At 70.4% G+C, this 14,926-nt stretch carries 13 protein-coding genes and 1 riboswitch; of the genes, 7 read left to right on the plus strand and 6 right to left on the minus strand.

Translation table 11 applies throughout. The features are described from left to right. Positions 1–67: 67 nt before the first annotated feature. A complete protein-coding gene (locus ACQG07_RS03460; protein ID WP_426737157.1) occupies positions 68–424 on the minus strand; it encodes a DUF2200 domain-containing protein in 357 nt (118 codons plus the stop codon). A 117-nt stretch (positions 425–541) separates the two neighbouring features. Here ACQG07_RS03460 and ACQG07_RS03465 point away from each other — a divergent pair, with 117 nt between their 5' ends. After that, positions 542–1,645, plus strand: coding sequence for a CPBP family intramembrane glutamic endopeptidase (locus ACQG07_RS03465; protein WP_426737159.1), 1,104 nt, complete (start codon positions 542–544; stop codon positions 1,643–1,645). Here ACQG07_RS03465 and ACQG07_RS03470 read toward each other — a convergent pair. Together ACQG07_RS03470 and ACQG07_RS03475 are read right to left on the minus strand one after the other, a co-directional pair. Then, positions 1,587–2,102 (minus strand): YbaK/EbsC family protein, encoded by a 516-nt coding sequence (locus ACQG07_RS03470; protein WP_274499556.1) that lies wholly within the window; start codon positions 2,100–2,102, stop codon positions 1,587–1,589. The two genes, ACQG07_RS03465 and ACQG07_RS03470, sit on opposite strands and share 59 nt — an antisense overlap. Positions 2,103–2,179: 77 nt before the next feature. Then, on the minus strand, positions 2,180–2,992 hold the full coding sequence (locus tag ACQG07_RS03475; protein ID WP_426737162.1) for a DeoR/GlpR family DNA-binding transcription regulator: 813 nt from the start codon (positions 2,990–2,992) through the stop codon (positions 2,180–2,182). Between the two features lie 83 nt (positions 2,993–3,075). Between ACQG07_RS03475 and galT the strand changes: the two genes are divergently transcribed. The 3 genes from galT to ACQG07_RS03490 all read left to right on the plus strand — a co-directional run bounded on the left by galT (position 3,076) and on the right by ACQG07_RS03490 (position 6,435). Beyond that, on the plus strand, positions 3,076–4,227 hold the full coding sequence (gene galT / locus ACQG07_RS03480; RefSeq protein WP_426737163.1) for a galactose-1-phosphate uridylyltransferase: 1,152 nt from the start codon (positions 3,076–3,078) through the stop codon (positions 4,225–4,227). Then, entirely contained in the window at positions 4,224–5,384 is a 1,161-nt protein-coding gene (gene galK, locus ACQG07_RS03485) for a galactokinase (protein ID WP_274499554.1), read from the plus strand. The genes galT and galK overlap by 4 nt, the downstream gene beginning before the upstream one ends. A gap of 133 nt (positions 5,385–5,517) precedes the next feature. After that, complete coding sequence (locus ACQG07_RS03490) at positions 5,518–6,435, plus strand: hypothetical protein (protein WP_426737166.1); 918 nt, start codon at positions 5,518–5,520, stop codon at positions 6,433–6,435. Positions 6,436–6,461: 26 nt separating this feature from the next. On the opposite strand, the gene ACQG07_RS03495 is transcribed toward ACQG07_RS03490, so the two are convergent. After that, complete coding sequence (locus tag ACQG07_RS03495) at positions 6,462–7,334, minus strand: bifunctional methylenetetrahydrofolate dehydrogenase/methenyltetrahydrofolate cyclohydrolase (protein ID WP_159878033.1); 873 nt, start codon at positions 7,332–7,334, stop codon at positions 6,462–6,464. An 11-nt stretch (positions 7,335–7,345) separates the two neighbouring features. Continuing rightward, positions 7,346–8,617: a serine hydroxymethyltransferase gene (gene glyA / locus ACQG07_RS03500; protein WP_192004707.1), complete on the minus strand. Its 1,272-nt coding sequence runs from the start codon at positions 8,615–8,617 to the stop codon at positions 7,346–7,348. Between the two features lie 42 nt (positions 8,618–8,659). Further along, a riboswitch (ZMP/ZTP riboswitch) is annotated at positions 8,660–8,778 on the minus strand. Between the two features lie 158 nt (positions 8,779–8,936). On the opposite strand from glyA, the gene ACQG07_RS03505 reads away from it, so the two are divergent. Together ACQG07_RS03505 and ACQG07_RS03510 are read left to right on the plus strand one after the other, a co-directional pair. Further along, positions 8,937–10,439 (plus strand): family 20 glycosylhydrolase, encoded by a 1,503-nt coding sequence (locus ACQG07_RS03505; protein WP_426737170.1) that lies wholly within the window; start codon positions 8,937–8,939, stop codon positions 10,437–10,439. 404 nt (positions 10,440–10,843) lie between these two features. Next, positions 10,844–13,081, plus strand: coding sequence for a sigma-70 family RNA polymerase sigma factor (locus tag ACQG07_RS03510; RefSeq protein ID WP_426737172.1), 2,238 nt, complete (start codon positions 10,844–10,846; stop codon positions 13,079–13,081). Between the two features lie 39 nt (positions 13,082–13,120). On the opposite strand, the gene ACQG07_RS03515 is transcribed toward ACQG07_RS03510, so the two are convergent. Beyond that, complete coding sequence (locus ACQG07_RS03515) at positions 13,121–14,347, minus strand: MFS transporter (protein WP_426737174.1); 1,227 nt, start codon at positions 14,345–14,347, stop codon at positions 13,121–13,123. Positions 14,348–14,531: 184 nt separating this feature from the next. On the opposite strand from ACQG07_RS03515, the gene ACQG07_RS03520 reads away from it, so the two are divergent. Beyond that, the gene (locus ACQG07_RS03520) at positions 14,532–14,924 is read left to right on the plus strand and encodes a MerR family transcriptional regulator (RefSeq protein ID WP_161578547.1); all 393 of its coding nucleotides are present in this window, start codon (positions 14,532–14,534) and stop codon (positions 14,922–14,924) included. Positions 14,925–14,926: the final 2 nt, after the last annotated feature.

Genomic DNA, 14,926 nt, shown 5'->3' on the forward strand with positions numbered 1-14,926 from the left:
GAGCACACGGCCGTCGCGCACTCGCGCGGCGGCCGTCTGCGTCATGGGAGGGCCACGCGGTCGGCGGTCAGGCGGAGACGCGGAGGATCGACGTCATCTTCTTCCCCTTCGCGACCTCGTCCACGAGCTTGTCGAGCTGACGGACGCGCTGCATGAGGGGATCCTCGATCTCCTCGACGCGGATGCCACAGATGAGGCCCGTGATGAGCGACGCGTTGGGGTGCATCGCCGGCGCTCCGGCGAAGAAGGTCTCGAAGTCCGTGCCATCGGCGAGCACCCGTTCGATCGCGGCGTCGTCGTAGCCCGTGAGCCAGGTGATGACCTGGTCCACCTCGTCCTTCGTGTGACCCTTCCGCTCCGCCTTCGCGACGTAGAGCGGGTACACGCTGGCGAAGCTCGTCGTGAAGATGCGGTGTCCGGCCATACCGGTCAGTCTCCCACCGTCGAGCGTTCGGGACCAGGCCGATCGCGGGCTATCCGTCGCTCGTCGTCCATCGCTCGGGGGACGCGTCCTGCCGCGACGGCTGCCTACCCTGGCAGCATGACGAATCCCGGACAGCACCCGCAGACGCCTTCGCCATCGCCATCGCCATCACCCTCGACGGCACCGGCCTCGACGCCCGTCGATCGAGCCGTGCCCCAGCCGCAGCTCGCGACCTACGACCACGCCCTCCGCGCCGCACCGGCGTGGTGGCGCGGCGCCCTCGCCCTCCTCCTCCTCGTCGTCGGGTTCCTGATCCTCTCGATCGTTCTCGGCGGCATCGCGCTCATCGTGGACGTGGCCACCGGGGCCTACACACTCGACGACGTCGCGAACGGCCTCATGACGCTGACGCCGGTGACGATGCTCGCGAACAACCTGTCGCTCGCCGCGCTCATCCCGGTGTCGATGCTCATCCAGTGGGCGCTCTTCGGCGTCCGGCCGCGGTGGCTGTCCTCGGTGGAGGGTCGCTTCCGCTGGCGCTGGTTCGGGCGTCTCGCGCTCATCATCGTCCCGGTGTGGATCGTGTACGTCGGCGCCTCCGTCCTGCTCTCCCCGCTCGATCCCATCGTGGTCGACGGCACCATGATCGCGATGCTCGCCGTCGTGATCCTCACGACGCCGCTGCAGTCGGCCGGCGAGGAGTACGGTGCGCGCGGCCTCATCCAGCGTTCCGTCGGATCCTGGTTCAGTCGACCGATGACGGCGTTCCTCGTCGGCACGGTGGTCTCCGGCGCGGTCTTCGCCTCGGTGCACTTCGCCGGCGACCCCTGGCTCATCGCCTACTACTTCGTGTTCGGCGCCTCGATGTCCTTCGCCGCACGCGGGACCGGTGGCCTCGAGGCTCCGGTGCTCATCCATGCGACGAACAACGTCCTGCTCCTCGTCCCCACGGCCCTCATGTCGCAGACCGACCAGGTCTTCGAGCGAGGCGAGGGCGCTGGCGGACCGTTCATGCTCATCCCGATGGCGCTCTGCGTGGCCGCAGCCGTCGTGAGCACCTGGTGGGGGCGCAGGAACGGCGTGACCGCGGCGGCTCCGCTGCCGCCGAGCCGGGTGACGAAGCAGCGGGGGACGCCGCCGGCCGCCATGGCCGCTCCGGTGGCTACACCGACGCAGCTGCCGACGACCCCGCAGGATCCGTCGGCGGCTCCACCGCGATGACCTGCCCGCCGGTCACCCGCACGAGCTCCTCGAAGGTCGTCGGGAACACCGTGTGCGCATGGCCGGCTGCGGCCCAGACCTCCGGGTAGGCGGCGAGCGCCTCGTCCACGTAGGTGCGGATCGGTTCCGGGTGACCGACGGGCGCGACGCCACCGATCACCTGCCCCGTCGCCGCCTTGACGACGTCGGCGTCAGCACGCTTCAGCCGTCCACCGAGCCGCTCACCGACCCAGGCGGTGTCGACACGGTGGGCGCCGCTCGTGAGGATCAGCGTCGGCTCGCCGTCGAGCGAGAACACGAGGGAGTTCGCGATCGCCCCGACCTCGATCCCCAAGGCCTCCGCTGCGAGCGCGGCCGTGCGCGCAGCGTCGTCGAGCCAGGTGATCTCGCCCTGGGCCCCGCGATCACGCAGCGTCTGCTCGACGATGGACACGGCAGGATGCACTCGATCACTCATGCGACCATGCTGCCGCATCGGGCCGTCGGCGCGCGAGTGCCGGGACGCCGCGCGGGACGGCAGGACGCGGCGCGAGGTCAGTCGCCGAGTGGGACGAGCGTAACCCCGAGTCCCGCTTCTCGGAGGAGCGCGATGGTCTCGGGCGCGGCCCCGTCGTCGGTCAGGAGGGCGTCGAAGGCCTCCAGCCCGGCGATCCGGCCGAGCTGCCGCACCCCGAGCTTCGAGGCATCGGCGACCACGACCACCCGCTCGGCCGCGCGCACCATCCTGGCCTTCACCTCGGCTTCGGGCAGGTTGACGTTGGTCACGCCATGGCCGGCGTCGACACCATTGCACCCGATGAAGGCGAGATCAGCGTGGACCTGGCCGAGCAGCGACCCGGAGAGCGGATCGACGAGCGAATGCTGCAGCGGTCGGAGCGACCCACCCGTGACGATCACCGAGAACCTCGGGATCTCCGACTCGAGTTCGAGAGCGATGGTCAGACCGTTCGTGATGACCACGACGTCGGCGAGGTCGCGGCGAGCCTTGAGCGCGCGCGCGAGGGCGAGGCCGGTGCTGCCGACGTCGACGATCACGCTCTGACCGGAGCGCACCATCGCGGCCGCCGCCTCACCGATCCGCTGCTTCGCATGGGCCGAGGTCGCGGTCGCGAGTTCGATCGGCGACTCCACGGCGCCGCGTCCCTGCACGGGCATCGCACCTCCGTGCACGCGGACGGCGTCGCCCTGGTCGACGAGGGTGTCGAGGTCCGTCCGGGCGGTCACCCGGGAGACACCGAAGTCGTCGGAGATGTCGGCCACGCGCACGAAGCCGCGCTCGTCGAGGAGCTCGCGGATGCGGTCGCGTCGCAGTGGGGCGGGCAACTGCATCGGCTCGTCGTCGGACATGCTTGAATCTTCGCTGACTTGCCTATACTTTTCAAGGCGAAACGTTGTACGTTTCCTTTCGACAACCCGTTCTGAGGATCCCCATGACCCCACTCGACGACACCTTCGTCATCGACCCGGCGATCGCGAGCTCGACCCAGCGCCTCGCCGACGGTCGCGAACTCATCTACTTCGACGACGTCGACACGACGCTGCCCGCGGAGCGCCTGCCCGACGCACGCGAACTCGCGCCACGACCACCGACCGCGTCCATGCGCCAGGACCCGCTGACGGGTGAGTGGATCTCGATCGCCGCCGCCCGCCAGAACCGCGTGATGCTGCCACCCGCGAACCTCGACCCGCTCGCGCCCGCGAGTCCCTCGAACCCCTCCGAGATCCCCGACCAGTACGACGTCGCGGTCTTCGAGAACAAGTCGCCGTCCTTCGGACCGCTGCTCGAAGACGAGAACGCACCGGTCGATCTCGCCGACCTCGAGACGATCGGGATCGGCCGGACGCGCACCTCGGTCGGCCGCTGCGAGGTCGTGAGTTTCAGCCCGTCGAGCACCGGCTCCTTCGGTTCGCTGTCCCGCACCCGTGCGCGCACGGTCATCGAGGCGTGGGCCCGCCGGACGCACGCGCTGTCGCAGATCGACTCGATCCAGCAGGTGTTCCCCTTCGAGAACCGCGGGGAGCAGATCGGTGTCACCCTCCACCACCCGCACGGACAGATCTACTCCTACCCCTACGTGACCCCGCGCACGCAGCGACTCATCGCCGCGAGCGAGGCATACGGTCCCGGACTCTTCGCCGACATCCTCGCCGCCGAGCAGGCTGACGAGCGAGTCGTCCTCGCCGGCGAGCACTGGACGGCGTTCGTCCCGTTCGCGGCGCGCTGGCCTATCGAGGTGCACCTGCTCCCCCACCGGCACGTGCCCGACTTCGCCGCGACCTCGCTCGAGGAACGGGATGAACTCGCCGTCCTCTACCTGCGGCTGCTGCGCGGCGTCGACGCCCTGTACGACACCCCGACCCCGTACATCGCCGCCTGGCACCAGGCCCCGACCCGTGTCCACCGCGACGAGCTCCGACTCCACCTGCAGCTCACCTCCCCGCGTCGTGGAGCCGACCGCTTGAAGTACCTGGCCGGCTCCGAGGCGGCCATGGGCGCTTGGATCGGCGACGTCCCACCGGAGACCACCGCCACCGCCCTGCGCGCCGCGATCGCCGCAGCCGACGAGGAGAACCCCGTATGACCGACCTGCAGCGCACCGCCACGAGCGGATTCGAGAACGCCTTCGGCAGCGAGCCGCACGGCCTCTGGACCGCGCCCGGCCGCGTGAACATCATCGGCGAGCACACCGACTACAACGACGGCTTCGTGTTCCCGATGGCGATCGACCGCCGCACCGTCGCAGCCGTCCGGCGTCGCGACGACGACCGCATCCGCGTGTCGAGCAGCTTCTCACCCGAGATCGTCGAGGTCTCGGTGCGCGCGCTCGATCCCGACGCCTTGCACGGCTGGTCCGCCTACCCGCTCGGGGTCGCGTGGGCGCTCGGCCAGTTCGGCGCTCCCTTGCAGGAGGTGCCCGGGGTCGACATCTACATCGACTCCGACGTCCCGGTCGGGGCCGGCCTCTCCTCCTCCGCGGCCATCGAGGCCTCGGTCGCCGTCGCACTCACCGAGATCTGGCACCTCGACCACGACCGCCGGACGCTCGCGAAGATCTGCCAGCTCGCCGAGAACCGGGCGGTCGGTGCGCCGACCGGCATCATGGACCAGTCGGCGTCGCTCCTCGGCCAGCGTGACTGCGGCGTCTTCCTCGACTGCCGCTCGCTCGAGACCGACGTCATCCCCCTCGGCTTCGAGGAGCACGACCTCGAGCTGCTCGTCATCGACACGCGCGTCGAGCACGCCCACGTCTCGGGCGGGTACGCGGCACGTCGGGCGTCCTGCGAGGCGGGGGCCGCAGCGCTCGGCGCCGACTCGCTTCGCGACGTCACGGTCGGCGACCTCGACCGCGCTCGTGAGCTGCTCGACGACGAGACCTTCCGTCGCGTCCGTCACGTCGTGACGGAGAACCAGCGTGTCCTCGACACCGTCCGGACCCTGCGCGAGCACGGCCCGACGTCGATCGGCGAGCTGCTCGTGGCCTCGCACGCGTCGATGCGTGACGATTTCGAGATCTCGGTTCCGGAACTCGACCTGGCCGTCGAGACGTCGATGGCGGCCGGTGCGATCGGTTCGCGCATGACCGGTGGTGGCTTCGGGGGTGCGGCGATCGCCCTGGTCCCGGTCGCCCTGGCCTCGTCCGTGGCCGAGGCGGTCACGGCGGCCTTCGCCGAGGCATCCTTCACCGCCCCGACCATCTTCCCCGTCCGCCCCGCCGCCGGCGCCACCCGAGAATCCTGACCCTCCCCTCCCCTGCCCGCGAACTGTCACTTCCGGCTAGTCCCGGCCGCTCGGACTAGCGTCGAGTGACAGTTCGCGGGCAGGGTGTGGAGAACTTCCGACGCCGAAGCGCCGCAGTCGGCACCGTGGTGGGATGGTCCGCCGACGTCCCCTCCCCCTCGAACTCAGCAAGCAGCCGTTCTCCATGGCCGAAGCCGACGACCTCGGCGTGCCTCGATCGCGGCTACGAGCAGGCGACCTCGCCACGCCGCACCGAGGCGTCCGGGCACCGCTCGACCAGCCCACGGACATCGCCGGACGCTGTCACGCCTATGCCCCGCTCCTGCACGACGGGCAGTTCTTCAGCCACGTGAGCGCGGCGGCCTTGCACGGCCTCCCCGTGCCCACCTGGGAACACCAGGCACCACTCGATGTCGCCTCCATCGCGCCGGCACGCGCGCCTCGAGGAGCGGGCGTGCGCGGGCATCAACTCGACGGGGACCACTGGGAGGTCGTCGCCGTCGAAGGACTGCCGGTACTGACCGCCGTCGACGCCTGGTGTCAGCTCGGAACCCGGCTCCCCGTGGACGACCTGGTGGTCGCCGGCGACGTGCTGCTCCGCCGCAAGCGACCACTGGCCTCGGAGCAGCAGATCGTCCGCGGGCTGGCACGGATGAACGGCCGTCGCGGCGCGAAACGGCTGCGGCTCGCGTTCTCGATGATGCGGCCTCGGACGGATTCGCCGATGGAGACCGCCTTGCGCTTGCTGATCGTCCGCGCGGGCCTTCCGGAACCGCTCGTCAACGAGGTCATCTCAGACGCCCACGGACGGTTTCTGGCCTTGGGCGACCTGGTGTATCCCGAACAGCGGGTCCTCGTCGAATACGACGGCGGCACCCACTTCACGGATGAACGGCAGATCTTCCACGACATCGATCGCCCCGACCGAGTCATGGCAGCGGGCTGGCGGGTCATCCGGGTGAATCGCTCGCACCTGACGGACCCGTCGCCCATCCTCACCGCCCTGGCTCGCGAACTGTCACTTCCGGCTAGTCCCGGCCGCTCGGACTAGCGTCGAGTGACAGTTCGCGGGCTGGGTTAGGGGGTGGCCATGCGGACGACGTTGGCGAGGAGACCAACGCGGGTCATGGGGCCGACACCACCGGGGTTCGGACTGATCCACGAGGCGACCTCGGCCACGTCGGGGGCGACGTCGCCGACGACCCGGGACTTGCCGGTCTCGGGGTCGGTCTCGCGGCTCACACCGACGTCGAGGACGATCACGCCCGGCTTCACGGCATCGCGCGTGACGATCCCGGGGACACCCGCCGCGGCGACGATCACGTCGGCGGTGCGGAGGATGTCGTCGAGTCCGATCGTTCCCGTGTGCGTGAGCGTGACCGTCGCGTTGTATTCGCGACGGGTGAGCAGCGGGCCGATCGCGCGACCGACGGTGACCCCGCGGCCCACGACGACGACGTGCTTGCCCGCCCAGCTGATCCCATGGCGTTCCACCAGCTCGATGACGCCCTTCGGCGTGCACGGCAGCGGCGTGTGGATCGGGCGGTTCACGTTGAGCACGAGACGACCGAGGTTGGTCGGGTGGAGGCCGTCGGCGTCCTTCTCCGGGTCGATGCGCTCGAGAATGGCGTCGGTGTCGATGTGCTTCGGCAGCGGCAGCTGCACGATGTAGCCGGTGCAGCTCTCGTCGGCGTTGAGCTCGTCGAGGACGGCCTCGAGCTCCTCCTGCGAGACCGTCTCGGGCAGGTCGCGTCGGATCGACTCCATGCCGACCTCGGCGCAGTCGCGGTGCTTCCCGGCGACGTACCACTGCGAACCCGGGTCGGACCCGACGAGGACGGTGCCCAGCCCGACCGAGATGCCGCGCTCCTTGAGCGCGGCCACCTCGATCGCGAGTTCGGACTTGATGGCGGCGGCCGTGGCCTTACCGTCGAGGATCTGTGCGGTCATGCTCCCGCGCCCTACTGCTGGAGGCCGGGGTAGAGCGGGAAGCGCTCGGCGAGCGCCGTGACACGCTCCCGGAGGGCTCCGGCCTCGGCACCGTTGCGCAGCGCGAGAGCGATGATGTCGGCGACCTCGGCGAACTCGGTGTCGCCGAAGCCACGCGTCGCGAGTGCCGGGGTACCGATCCGCAGCCCGGAGGTGACCATCGGCGGGCGCGGGTCGAACGGCACCGAGTTGCGGTTGACCGTGATGCCGACCTCGTGGAGGAGGTCTTCGGCCTGCTGGCCGTCGAGCTCGGAGGTGCGGAGGTCGGCGAGCACGAGGTGCACGTCGGTGCCGCCGGTGAGGACGTCGATGCCGGCTGCCTTCGACGCCTCGGAGGTGAGCGCCTCGGCGAGGAGCTTGGCACCGCGGAGCGTGCGCTCCTGGCGGTCCTTGAACTCCGCCGTGGCGGCGAGCTTGAACGCCGTCGCCTTGGCGGCGATGACGTGCATGAGCGGTCCGCCCTGCTGGCCGGGGAACACGTTCGAGTTGAGCTTCTTGGCGAGCTCCATGTCGCGGCTCACGATGAAGCCGGAGCGCGGGCCGCCGATGGTCTTGTGCACGGTGGAGGACACGACGTCGGCGAACGGCACGGGCGACGGGTGGACCCCTGCGGCGACGAGGCCGGCGAAGTGCGCCATGTCGACCCAGAGCTTCGCGCCGACCTCGTCGGCGATCGCGCGGAACGCGGCGAAGTCGAGCTGGCGCGGGTAGGCGGACCAACCGGCGATGATGACCTGCGGCTTGTGCTCGAGTGCCTTGTCGCGGACGACGTCCATGTCGACGAGGAAGGTCTCGGGGTCGACGCCGTAGGAGACGGCGTTGTAGAGCTTGCCGGAGAAGTTGAGCTTCATGCCGTGGGTGAGGTGACCACCGTGGGCGAGCTCGAGACCGAGGATGGTGTCGCCGGGGGTGGCGATCGCCGAGAGGACCGCGGCGTTGGCCGTGGCGCCCGAGTGCGGCTGGACGTTCGCGTACTCGGCACCGAAGAGGCTCTTGGCCCGCTCGATCGCGAGGGACTCGGCGATGTCGACGAACTCGCAGCCGCCGTAGTAGCGACGACCCGGGTAGCCCTCGGCGTACTTGTTGGTGAGGACGCTGCCCTGCGACTGCAGGACGGAGACGGGCACGAAGTTCTCGCTCGCGATCATCTCGAGGGTGTTGCGCTGGCGACCGAGCTCCTGCTCGAGGACCGCTGCGATCTCGGGATCGACCTCGGAGAGTGGCGCGTTGAAGGTGTCGGACAAGACTGGCTCCCTTTTGTGACAGAACGGATGTCGGTGATGTGCCGTTTCGGCCCAGGCGTGCGGCCGAATCCGCCCTTGTCTTCAAGGTGCAGGGTCGCTCCCCGATGGTGAACCATCTGAGGCGGAGCGGAACTCCGTCTATACGCCAGTTGCGACTGCTAGCAGCATAGCAACGGGACGCCCGACGCGCACCGTCCTGTGGAGAGGTCGGGCAGCGGTGGGGGCCGGTGTGTCAGGATGGCCCGACGCTTGTTCACCCTCCGAACAAACCCGTTCCAGCCCCCACGATCCCGCGTCGCCGACGCCGAAGGAACCGCGCATGAGCCTGCTGCCCCGCCCCGTCTCGCAGACCACGGACGCCTCCGCTCCCCCGTTCCGGTTGTCGACGGAGTCGGTGATCCGTACCGACCCGTCGGTGGCGACCACGGCTCGGATCCTCGCCGACGCCCTGCGCACCTCGACGGGGTTCGCCCTCCCGGTCGAGACCACCGGCATGGAGCAGACCGTGGACTCCGCGGGCACGGACATCACGCTGTCGGTCGACCCCCGTCTGTCGACGACGACCGGGGCCTACCGATTGACCGCCGCGGTCTCCGGTGTCGAGATCGTCGGCACGGACGCCGACGGGGTCCACCACGGCACGCAGACGCTCAGGCAGCTCCTCCCGCCGGCCAACTGGGCACCGACGGCCGGCGCACAGGACTGGATCGTCTCCGCGACCGTCATCGACGACGCTCCACGCTTCGCATACCGCGGCGCGATGCTCGACGTCGCAAGGCACTTCTTCACGGTCGCGCAGGTGCAGCGGTTCATCGACCAGATCGCCGCACTCAAGCTCAACCACCTGCATCTGCATCTCACCGACGACCAGGGGTGGCGCCTCGAGATCGCCGGGTGGCCGGAGCTCACCGGGATCGGTGCGGCGACCGCCGTCGGTGGAGGCTCGGGCGGCTCGTACAGCGCCGACGACTACCGGGCGATCATCGAGTACGCCGCCGACCGCCGCGTCACGATCGTCCCCGAGATCGACGTCCCCGGACACACGAACGCGGTCCTCGCGGCGTATCCCGAACTCAACCCGGACGGCGTCGCCCGCCAGCCCTACACCGGCACGGAGGTCGGCTTCTCGAGCCTCGACATCCATGCCGAGTCCACCTACACGTTCCTCGAGGACGTGTTCACCCAGCTCGCCGCGATGACCCCGGGCCCCTACCTCCACCTGGGCGGCGATGAAGCGCTCGCCACCACTGAGGCGGACTTCCTCCACTTCGCCCGTCGGGTGTCCGAGTTGGTCGCCGCGACCGGGAAGACCGCCATCGCCTGGCACGAGTTCGGCGCGTCACGCGACCTCGCCCCCGGCACCATCGGCCAGTACTGGAACTACGTCTCCCCCGAGGACGGTCACGCCGACAAGCTGCGCTCGTTCGTGGATCAGGGCGGGCAGGTCATCATGTCTCCGGCGGACGCCGCCTACCTCGACATGCAGTACCCCGACGTCGCGACGGCCGGCCTCACCTGGGCGGACGGGCCCACGAGTGTCGAACGCTCCGCCGTCTGGGAGCCGACCGAGATCGTCGAAGGCGTCGGTGAGCCGGACATCCTCGGCGTCGAGGCCCCGCTCTGGACGGAGACCGTGGCCGACGTGCAGACACTCGAGTTCCTCGTCTTCCCCCGGGTCGCGTCCATCGCGGAGATCGGATGGTCGGAGCGACGCGCGCCGGACTGGAGCGGCTTCCGGGTCCGACTGGCCGAGCTTGCCCAGGGCTGGTCGGCCGCGGGCATCGCCTTCCACCGCTCCCCCGAGGTCAGCTGGCTCGACTGATCCGAGCGACGGTCGGAAAAGCGGCCGGGAGTGATGCTCGCCCCCGAGCACCACTCCCGGCCTGTCGACGGGTACGCACGAAGGCGCCCCCTCCCGTCGAGATCTGCAACGTTTCGGGTCCGTTGCCCGATGCACACCGGCCGTGGCGCGCATCGTGGCCGTCCGAGGACGACCCAGCAGGGTCCCCGTCGCCGGGAATCCTGCTCTTCATCCTGAGAGAGTGCCTCCCGAGCAGGTCATGACGCGGTTTCCCAGAACATCCGAAACGGATCTTCCTCGGCGCCAGCGGCTGTCCGCGAGACACCTCGTGCCAAGATGAGGAATCGGCGTCATGATCCCGCTTCACCCGACTCTCTTGAGCGGGCACGGTGCCCGGTAGTGCGCAGCTCGCAGACGGAGGCATCATGAGCCTGGACACATCCCCGGCTTCATCGCTCACCGAGCGATCGGATGCCGAGCTCATCGAGCGCACCCGAACGGGCTCGCAGGACGCCTACGCGGAGCTGTGGCGACGGCACTCGAACGCCGGACGGACCGTCGCCCGGTCCGTCACCTCGAGCCTCGATCCCGACGACCTCGTCTCGGAGTCCTTCGCACGCATCTATCAGGCGGTCCGCCGCGGGAAGGGACCCACCGGCGCCTTCCGCCCGTACCTGTTCACCACCATCCGGAACACGGCGGCCGCATGGGGCCGCTCGCGTCGGGAGACCTCGCTCGACACCCTGGACTCATTCGAGGACCCGGACACGAACGAGGCCTCCTCGATCGAGGCCCTCGATCGCAGCCTGAGTGCCCGAGCGTTCCGGAGCCTGCCGACCCGGTGGCAGGAGGTGCTCTGGTACACGGAGATCGAGGCGATGACGCCTGCGGAGGTCGCGCCGCTCCTCGGGATGAAGGCCAACTCGGTGGCCGCGCTCGCTTACCGAGCACGCGAGGGGCTGCGCGAAGCGTGGATCCAGGCGCACCTGCAGGCCGTCGACGACGATTCGGAGCACGCCTTCACGATCAGCAGGCTCGGATCGTACGCGCGCGGGAACCTCTCCGCGCGGGACACGGCCAAGGTCGAGTCGCACCTGGACGCCTGTCAGCGGTGCACCATCGTGGCCGCTGAGGCGAAGGAGGTCGGCTCGCGCATGGCGCTCGTCCTCCTCCCCCTCGTCGCAGGCGCCGCCGGTGCGGCCGGCTACACCGCGTGGTTGCAGACGAACGGTGCGTCGACGACCGCGGTCGCCGCGATGCCGGCCGGCGTCACCGGCGGGGTCGCACTGACGGCGCACCTGAGCACCTCGGTGGCGGCCTCAGGCGGAGCAGCGGCTTCCGGTGCAGCCGGTTCCAGTGGCGCCGCATCCGGTGTCGGCGTCGCGTCGGGTGCGGGCGTCGCGGGTGCTGCGACGGCAGGTCTCTCCGGTGGCATCATCGCCGCGATCGGCGTCGGCGTCGTCGCGGCGGTGACCGCCGCCGCGCTCGTCCTGGGTCCGGTGGTGTTCCCGCCCGCAGCCGACTCGGCGACCTCCGTCTCCGTCGGCGAGACCAGTGACCCCGCCGCCGTGCCGACACCGGGCGCGACTCCGACCACGGGTCCGACGACGTCGCCGTCCGCGCCGACGACCCCGACACCCTCGGGACCGATGCCCACTCCCTGGCCGACGCCCGGCACGGGCGCAACGCCGCCTCCGGTCGCCGAGCCGCAGGTCCCGTCGCCGACGGCGCCGCCCGTCGCCCCTCCCGTCGATCCCGTCGACCCGGTGGACCCCGTGGATCCGACCGACCCCGAGGAGCTCCCGGCGCCGACGATGGCCGCCGACACCGGTGGCGGCTTCCTGTGGCCCGCCTTCAGCGGCACCGCAGCGGCCGGCGCCACCGTCGACATCCTCGACGGCGACGTGGTCGTCGCGTCGACGGTCGTGCCGGCCTCCGCTCGGCGGGCGTCCGCGACAGCCCCTCCCGAGACCGGGACCTGGTCGACCGGCCCGGTCGACCTCGGCCGCACGGGCACCTTCGTCCTGACTGTCCGCCAGACCCTCGGCGACGAGGTCTCCGTGTCCGCCGAACCGGCCACCATGTCGATCAGCGGGCCGGCCGTCACCGGGCTCCGGACGGTGCTGTCGGTGCAGTTCCTCGATCCGACCGGCCCGCTCGTGATCGTCGGTGCTCCCAATGGCGCGGTCGGATACACGGTCGACGGTGGTGACGAGCAACGCGTCGCGCTCGACGCCGACGGTCGAGCGACGCTCACCGGCGCCGCCGTCGCCGTCGGGTTCCACGAGCTCAGCGTCTGGAGCGTCGACCCGTCCGACCCATCGCGCGTGGGACCTGCGACCTCCGTCGAGTACCTCTCGCTGACCGGACTCCTGAGTACCGACGCCGCCGTCGATCCGGCGACGGCCCCGCTCCCGGAAGCGGTTCTGGACACCGTACCGGAGGCGGTTCCCGCTCCGGCCCCGGTTCAGGCCGTCGTCGACCCGATCGCGAAGCAGACCCCGGCCGAAGCGGATCCGGCGACGGAGACGGACGTGCCGAGTCCGACCGAGCAGGATCCGGCGACGGAGACGCCGGTGGAGACCGCGCCCGACGTCACCGCGCCGACCGATGGCGCAGACACCTCACCGGCGCCGACGACGGACGAACCGGCTGTACCGTAAGCGGTCCCGCTCAGCGCGTCCGCATCGGCTCGTGCTCGATCAGACGGTCTCGCGCTTGCGGGTGCGCAGCACGTCCGCCGCGAGGAGCGCGGTCGCGACCACGGCCAGGCACACGTACACCCACGGCAGCACGCCGAGACCGATCTCGGCGAGGAGCAACGCGCCGAGCGCCGAACCGCCACCGATACCCGTGTTGAACGCCGTCGTGTAGAACGCGTTGGCGGTGTCGCGGATGCGCGGGCTCGCCGCGTGCAGGAGGCGCGTCTGCATGAGCGGCGGCAGCATGCCGAAGGCCGTCCCCCAGAGGAAGAACGCGACGAGCGCGCCCGGAAGCCACCCTGCCGAGAGGGCGAGGACGCTCACCATGGCCGCAGACACGGTCAGGGCGACGAACAGCCCCGTGGTCGCGCGCCTCGCGAAGACGCTGCCGGTGAGGATGAGGCCGATCGCGCCCGCGACGCCGTAGACGAGGAGGAGGATGCTGAGCTGGCCGGCCGGGACACCGACCTCGCCGATGAGGAACGGCGCGATGTACGTGTAGAACGCGTAATGGCCCGCCATGATGACGCCGACCGCGATGCAGACGATCGCGACCGGGACGATGCTCGGATCACGACCCGTGGCACCCGAGGCGGCCGCATGCGACTCCTCCCGACCGACGGGCGGCAGCTTCCACCACACGACGACGGCGCCGAGGAGCATGGCCGCGGCGAGCACGCCGAACGCGAGGCGCCAGCCGAGCGCGTGCCCGAGCGCGGTGCTGAGCGGGACGCCGAGGACGAAGGCGAGCGTGCCTCCGGCGATCGTCACGGACACGGCGCGGGCGAGCTGTTCCTTCGGGACCAGGTGACCGGCGTACGCGCCGACGACCGCCCAGAAGACGCCATGGGCGAGCCCGCCGAGCACGCGGGTGGCGACGAGGAGTTCGTAGTTCGGGGCGAGCGCGCCGAGACCGGTGCTCACGCCGAGGACGACGATGACGGCCACGAGCAGCGCGTGTCGCGGGACACGCCTGGTGAGGTGGATGAGCGCGGTGCTGGACAGCACCACCGTGAAGGCGAACACGCTGACGAGGAGCCCGATCTGCGACTCGGTCACGCCGAGCGAGGTGCTCATCTCCGGCAGGAGCCCGGTCGGGATCATCTCGCCGGTGACGGAGAGGAAGGTGCCTGCCGCGAGCGCGATCAGGCCGACCCAGGGGAACGGCGGTGACGACGGCTTGGAGGGTTCGGCGGCGCGCGCCGAGGAGGGCGAAGAGGAGGTCATCGGATTGCTCCAACGATGGCGTTCACTCGTCGGCTGACGTGGCGGACGAGTTCGTCTACGCGCTGATGTGCGCGCCCAGGGTCAACCGACATCCGGCGACCGCGGACGAGTCTACCCGAGGGCGGGAATGCGGAGAGCTCGATCCGACGTTGCAGCTGACGTGAAGGTGACAGAGAGGCCGCTCATGCGCATTGCAGAACTCGCTGAACGAACGGGTGTCCCGGCCACCCGGCTCCGCTCCTACGAGGAGGAGGGACTCCTGGTGGCCGTGCGTGCGTCGCACGCGCCCGACGAGTACGAACCGTCCGCGATCGACCACGTCGTCACGGTCGACAACCTGTTCGACGCGGGGCTCACGACCCGTCTCGTGCGCGTGGTCCTCGATCTCGACGACGCACGCACCTCGCGTGCCGTGCCCGACTGCTCCCGCGCGACGGCCGAGTCGCTCCACGCGCAGATCGCCTCGATCGACGCCCGCATCGACTGCCTGCGGCAGAGCCGCGAGACGGTGCGGTCGTACCTGCGGCAGTCCTCCCACGCCGACCTCGTCGACGAGCGGTCCGTCCCTGCGGCTTGAGC

Origin of the sequence: Plantibacter sp. 2H11-2 (genome assembly GCF_050031945.1) — a bacterium.
GTDB lineage: Bacteria > Actinomycetota > Actinomycetes > Actinomycetales > Microbacteriaceae > Plantibacter > Plantibacter auratus.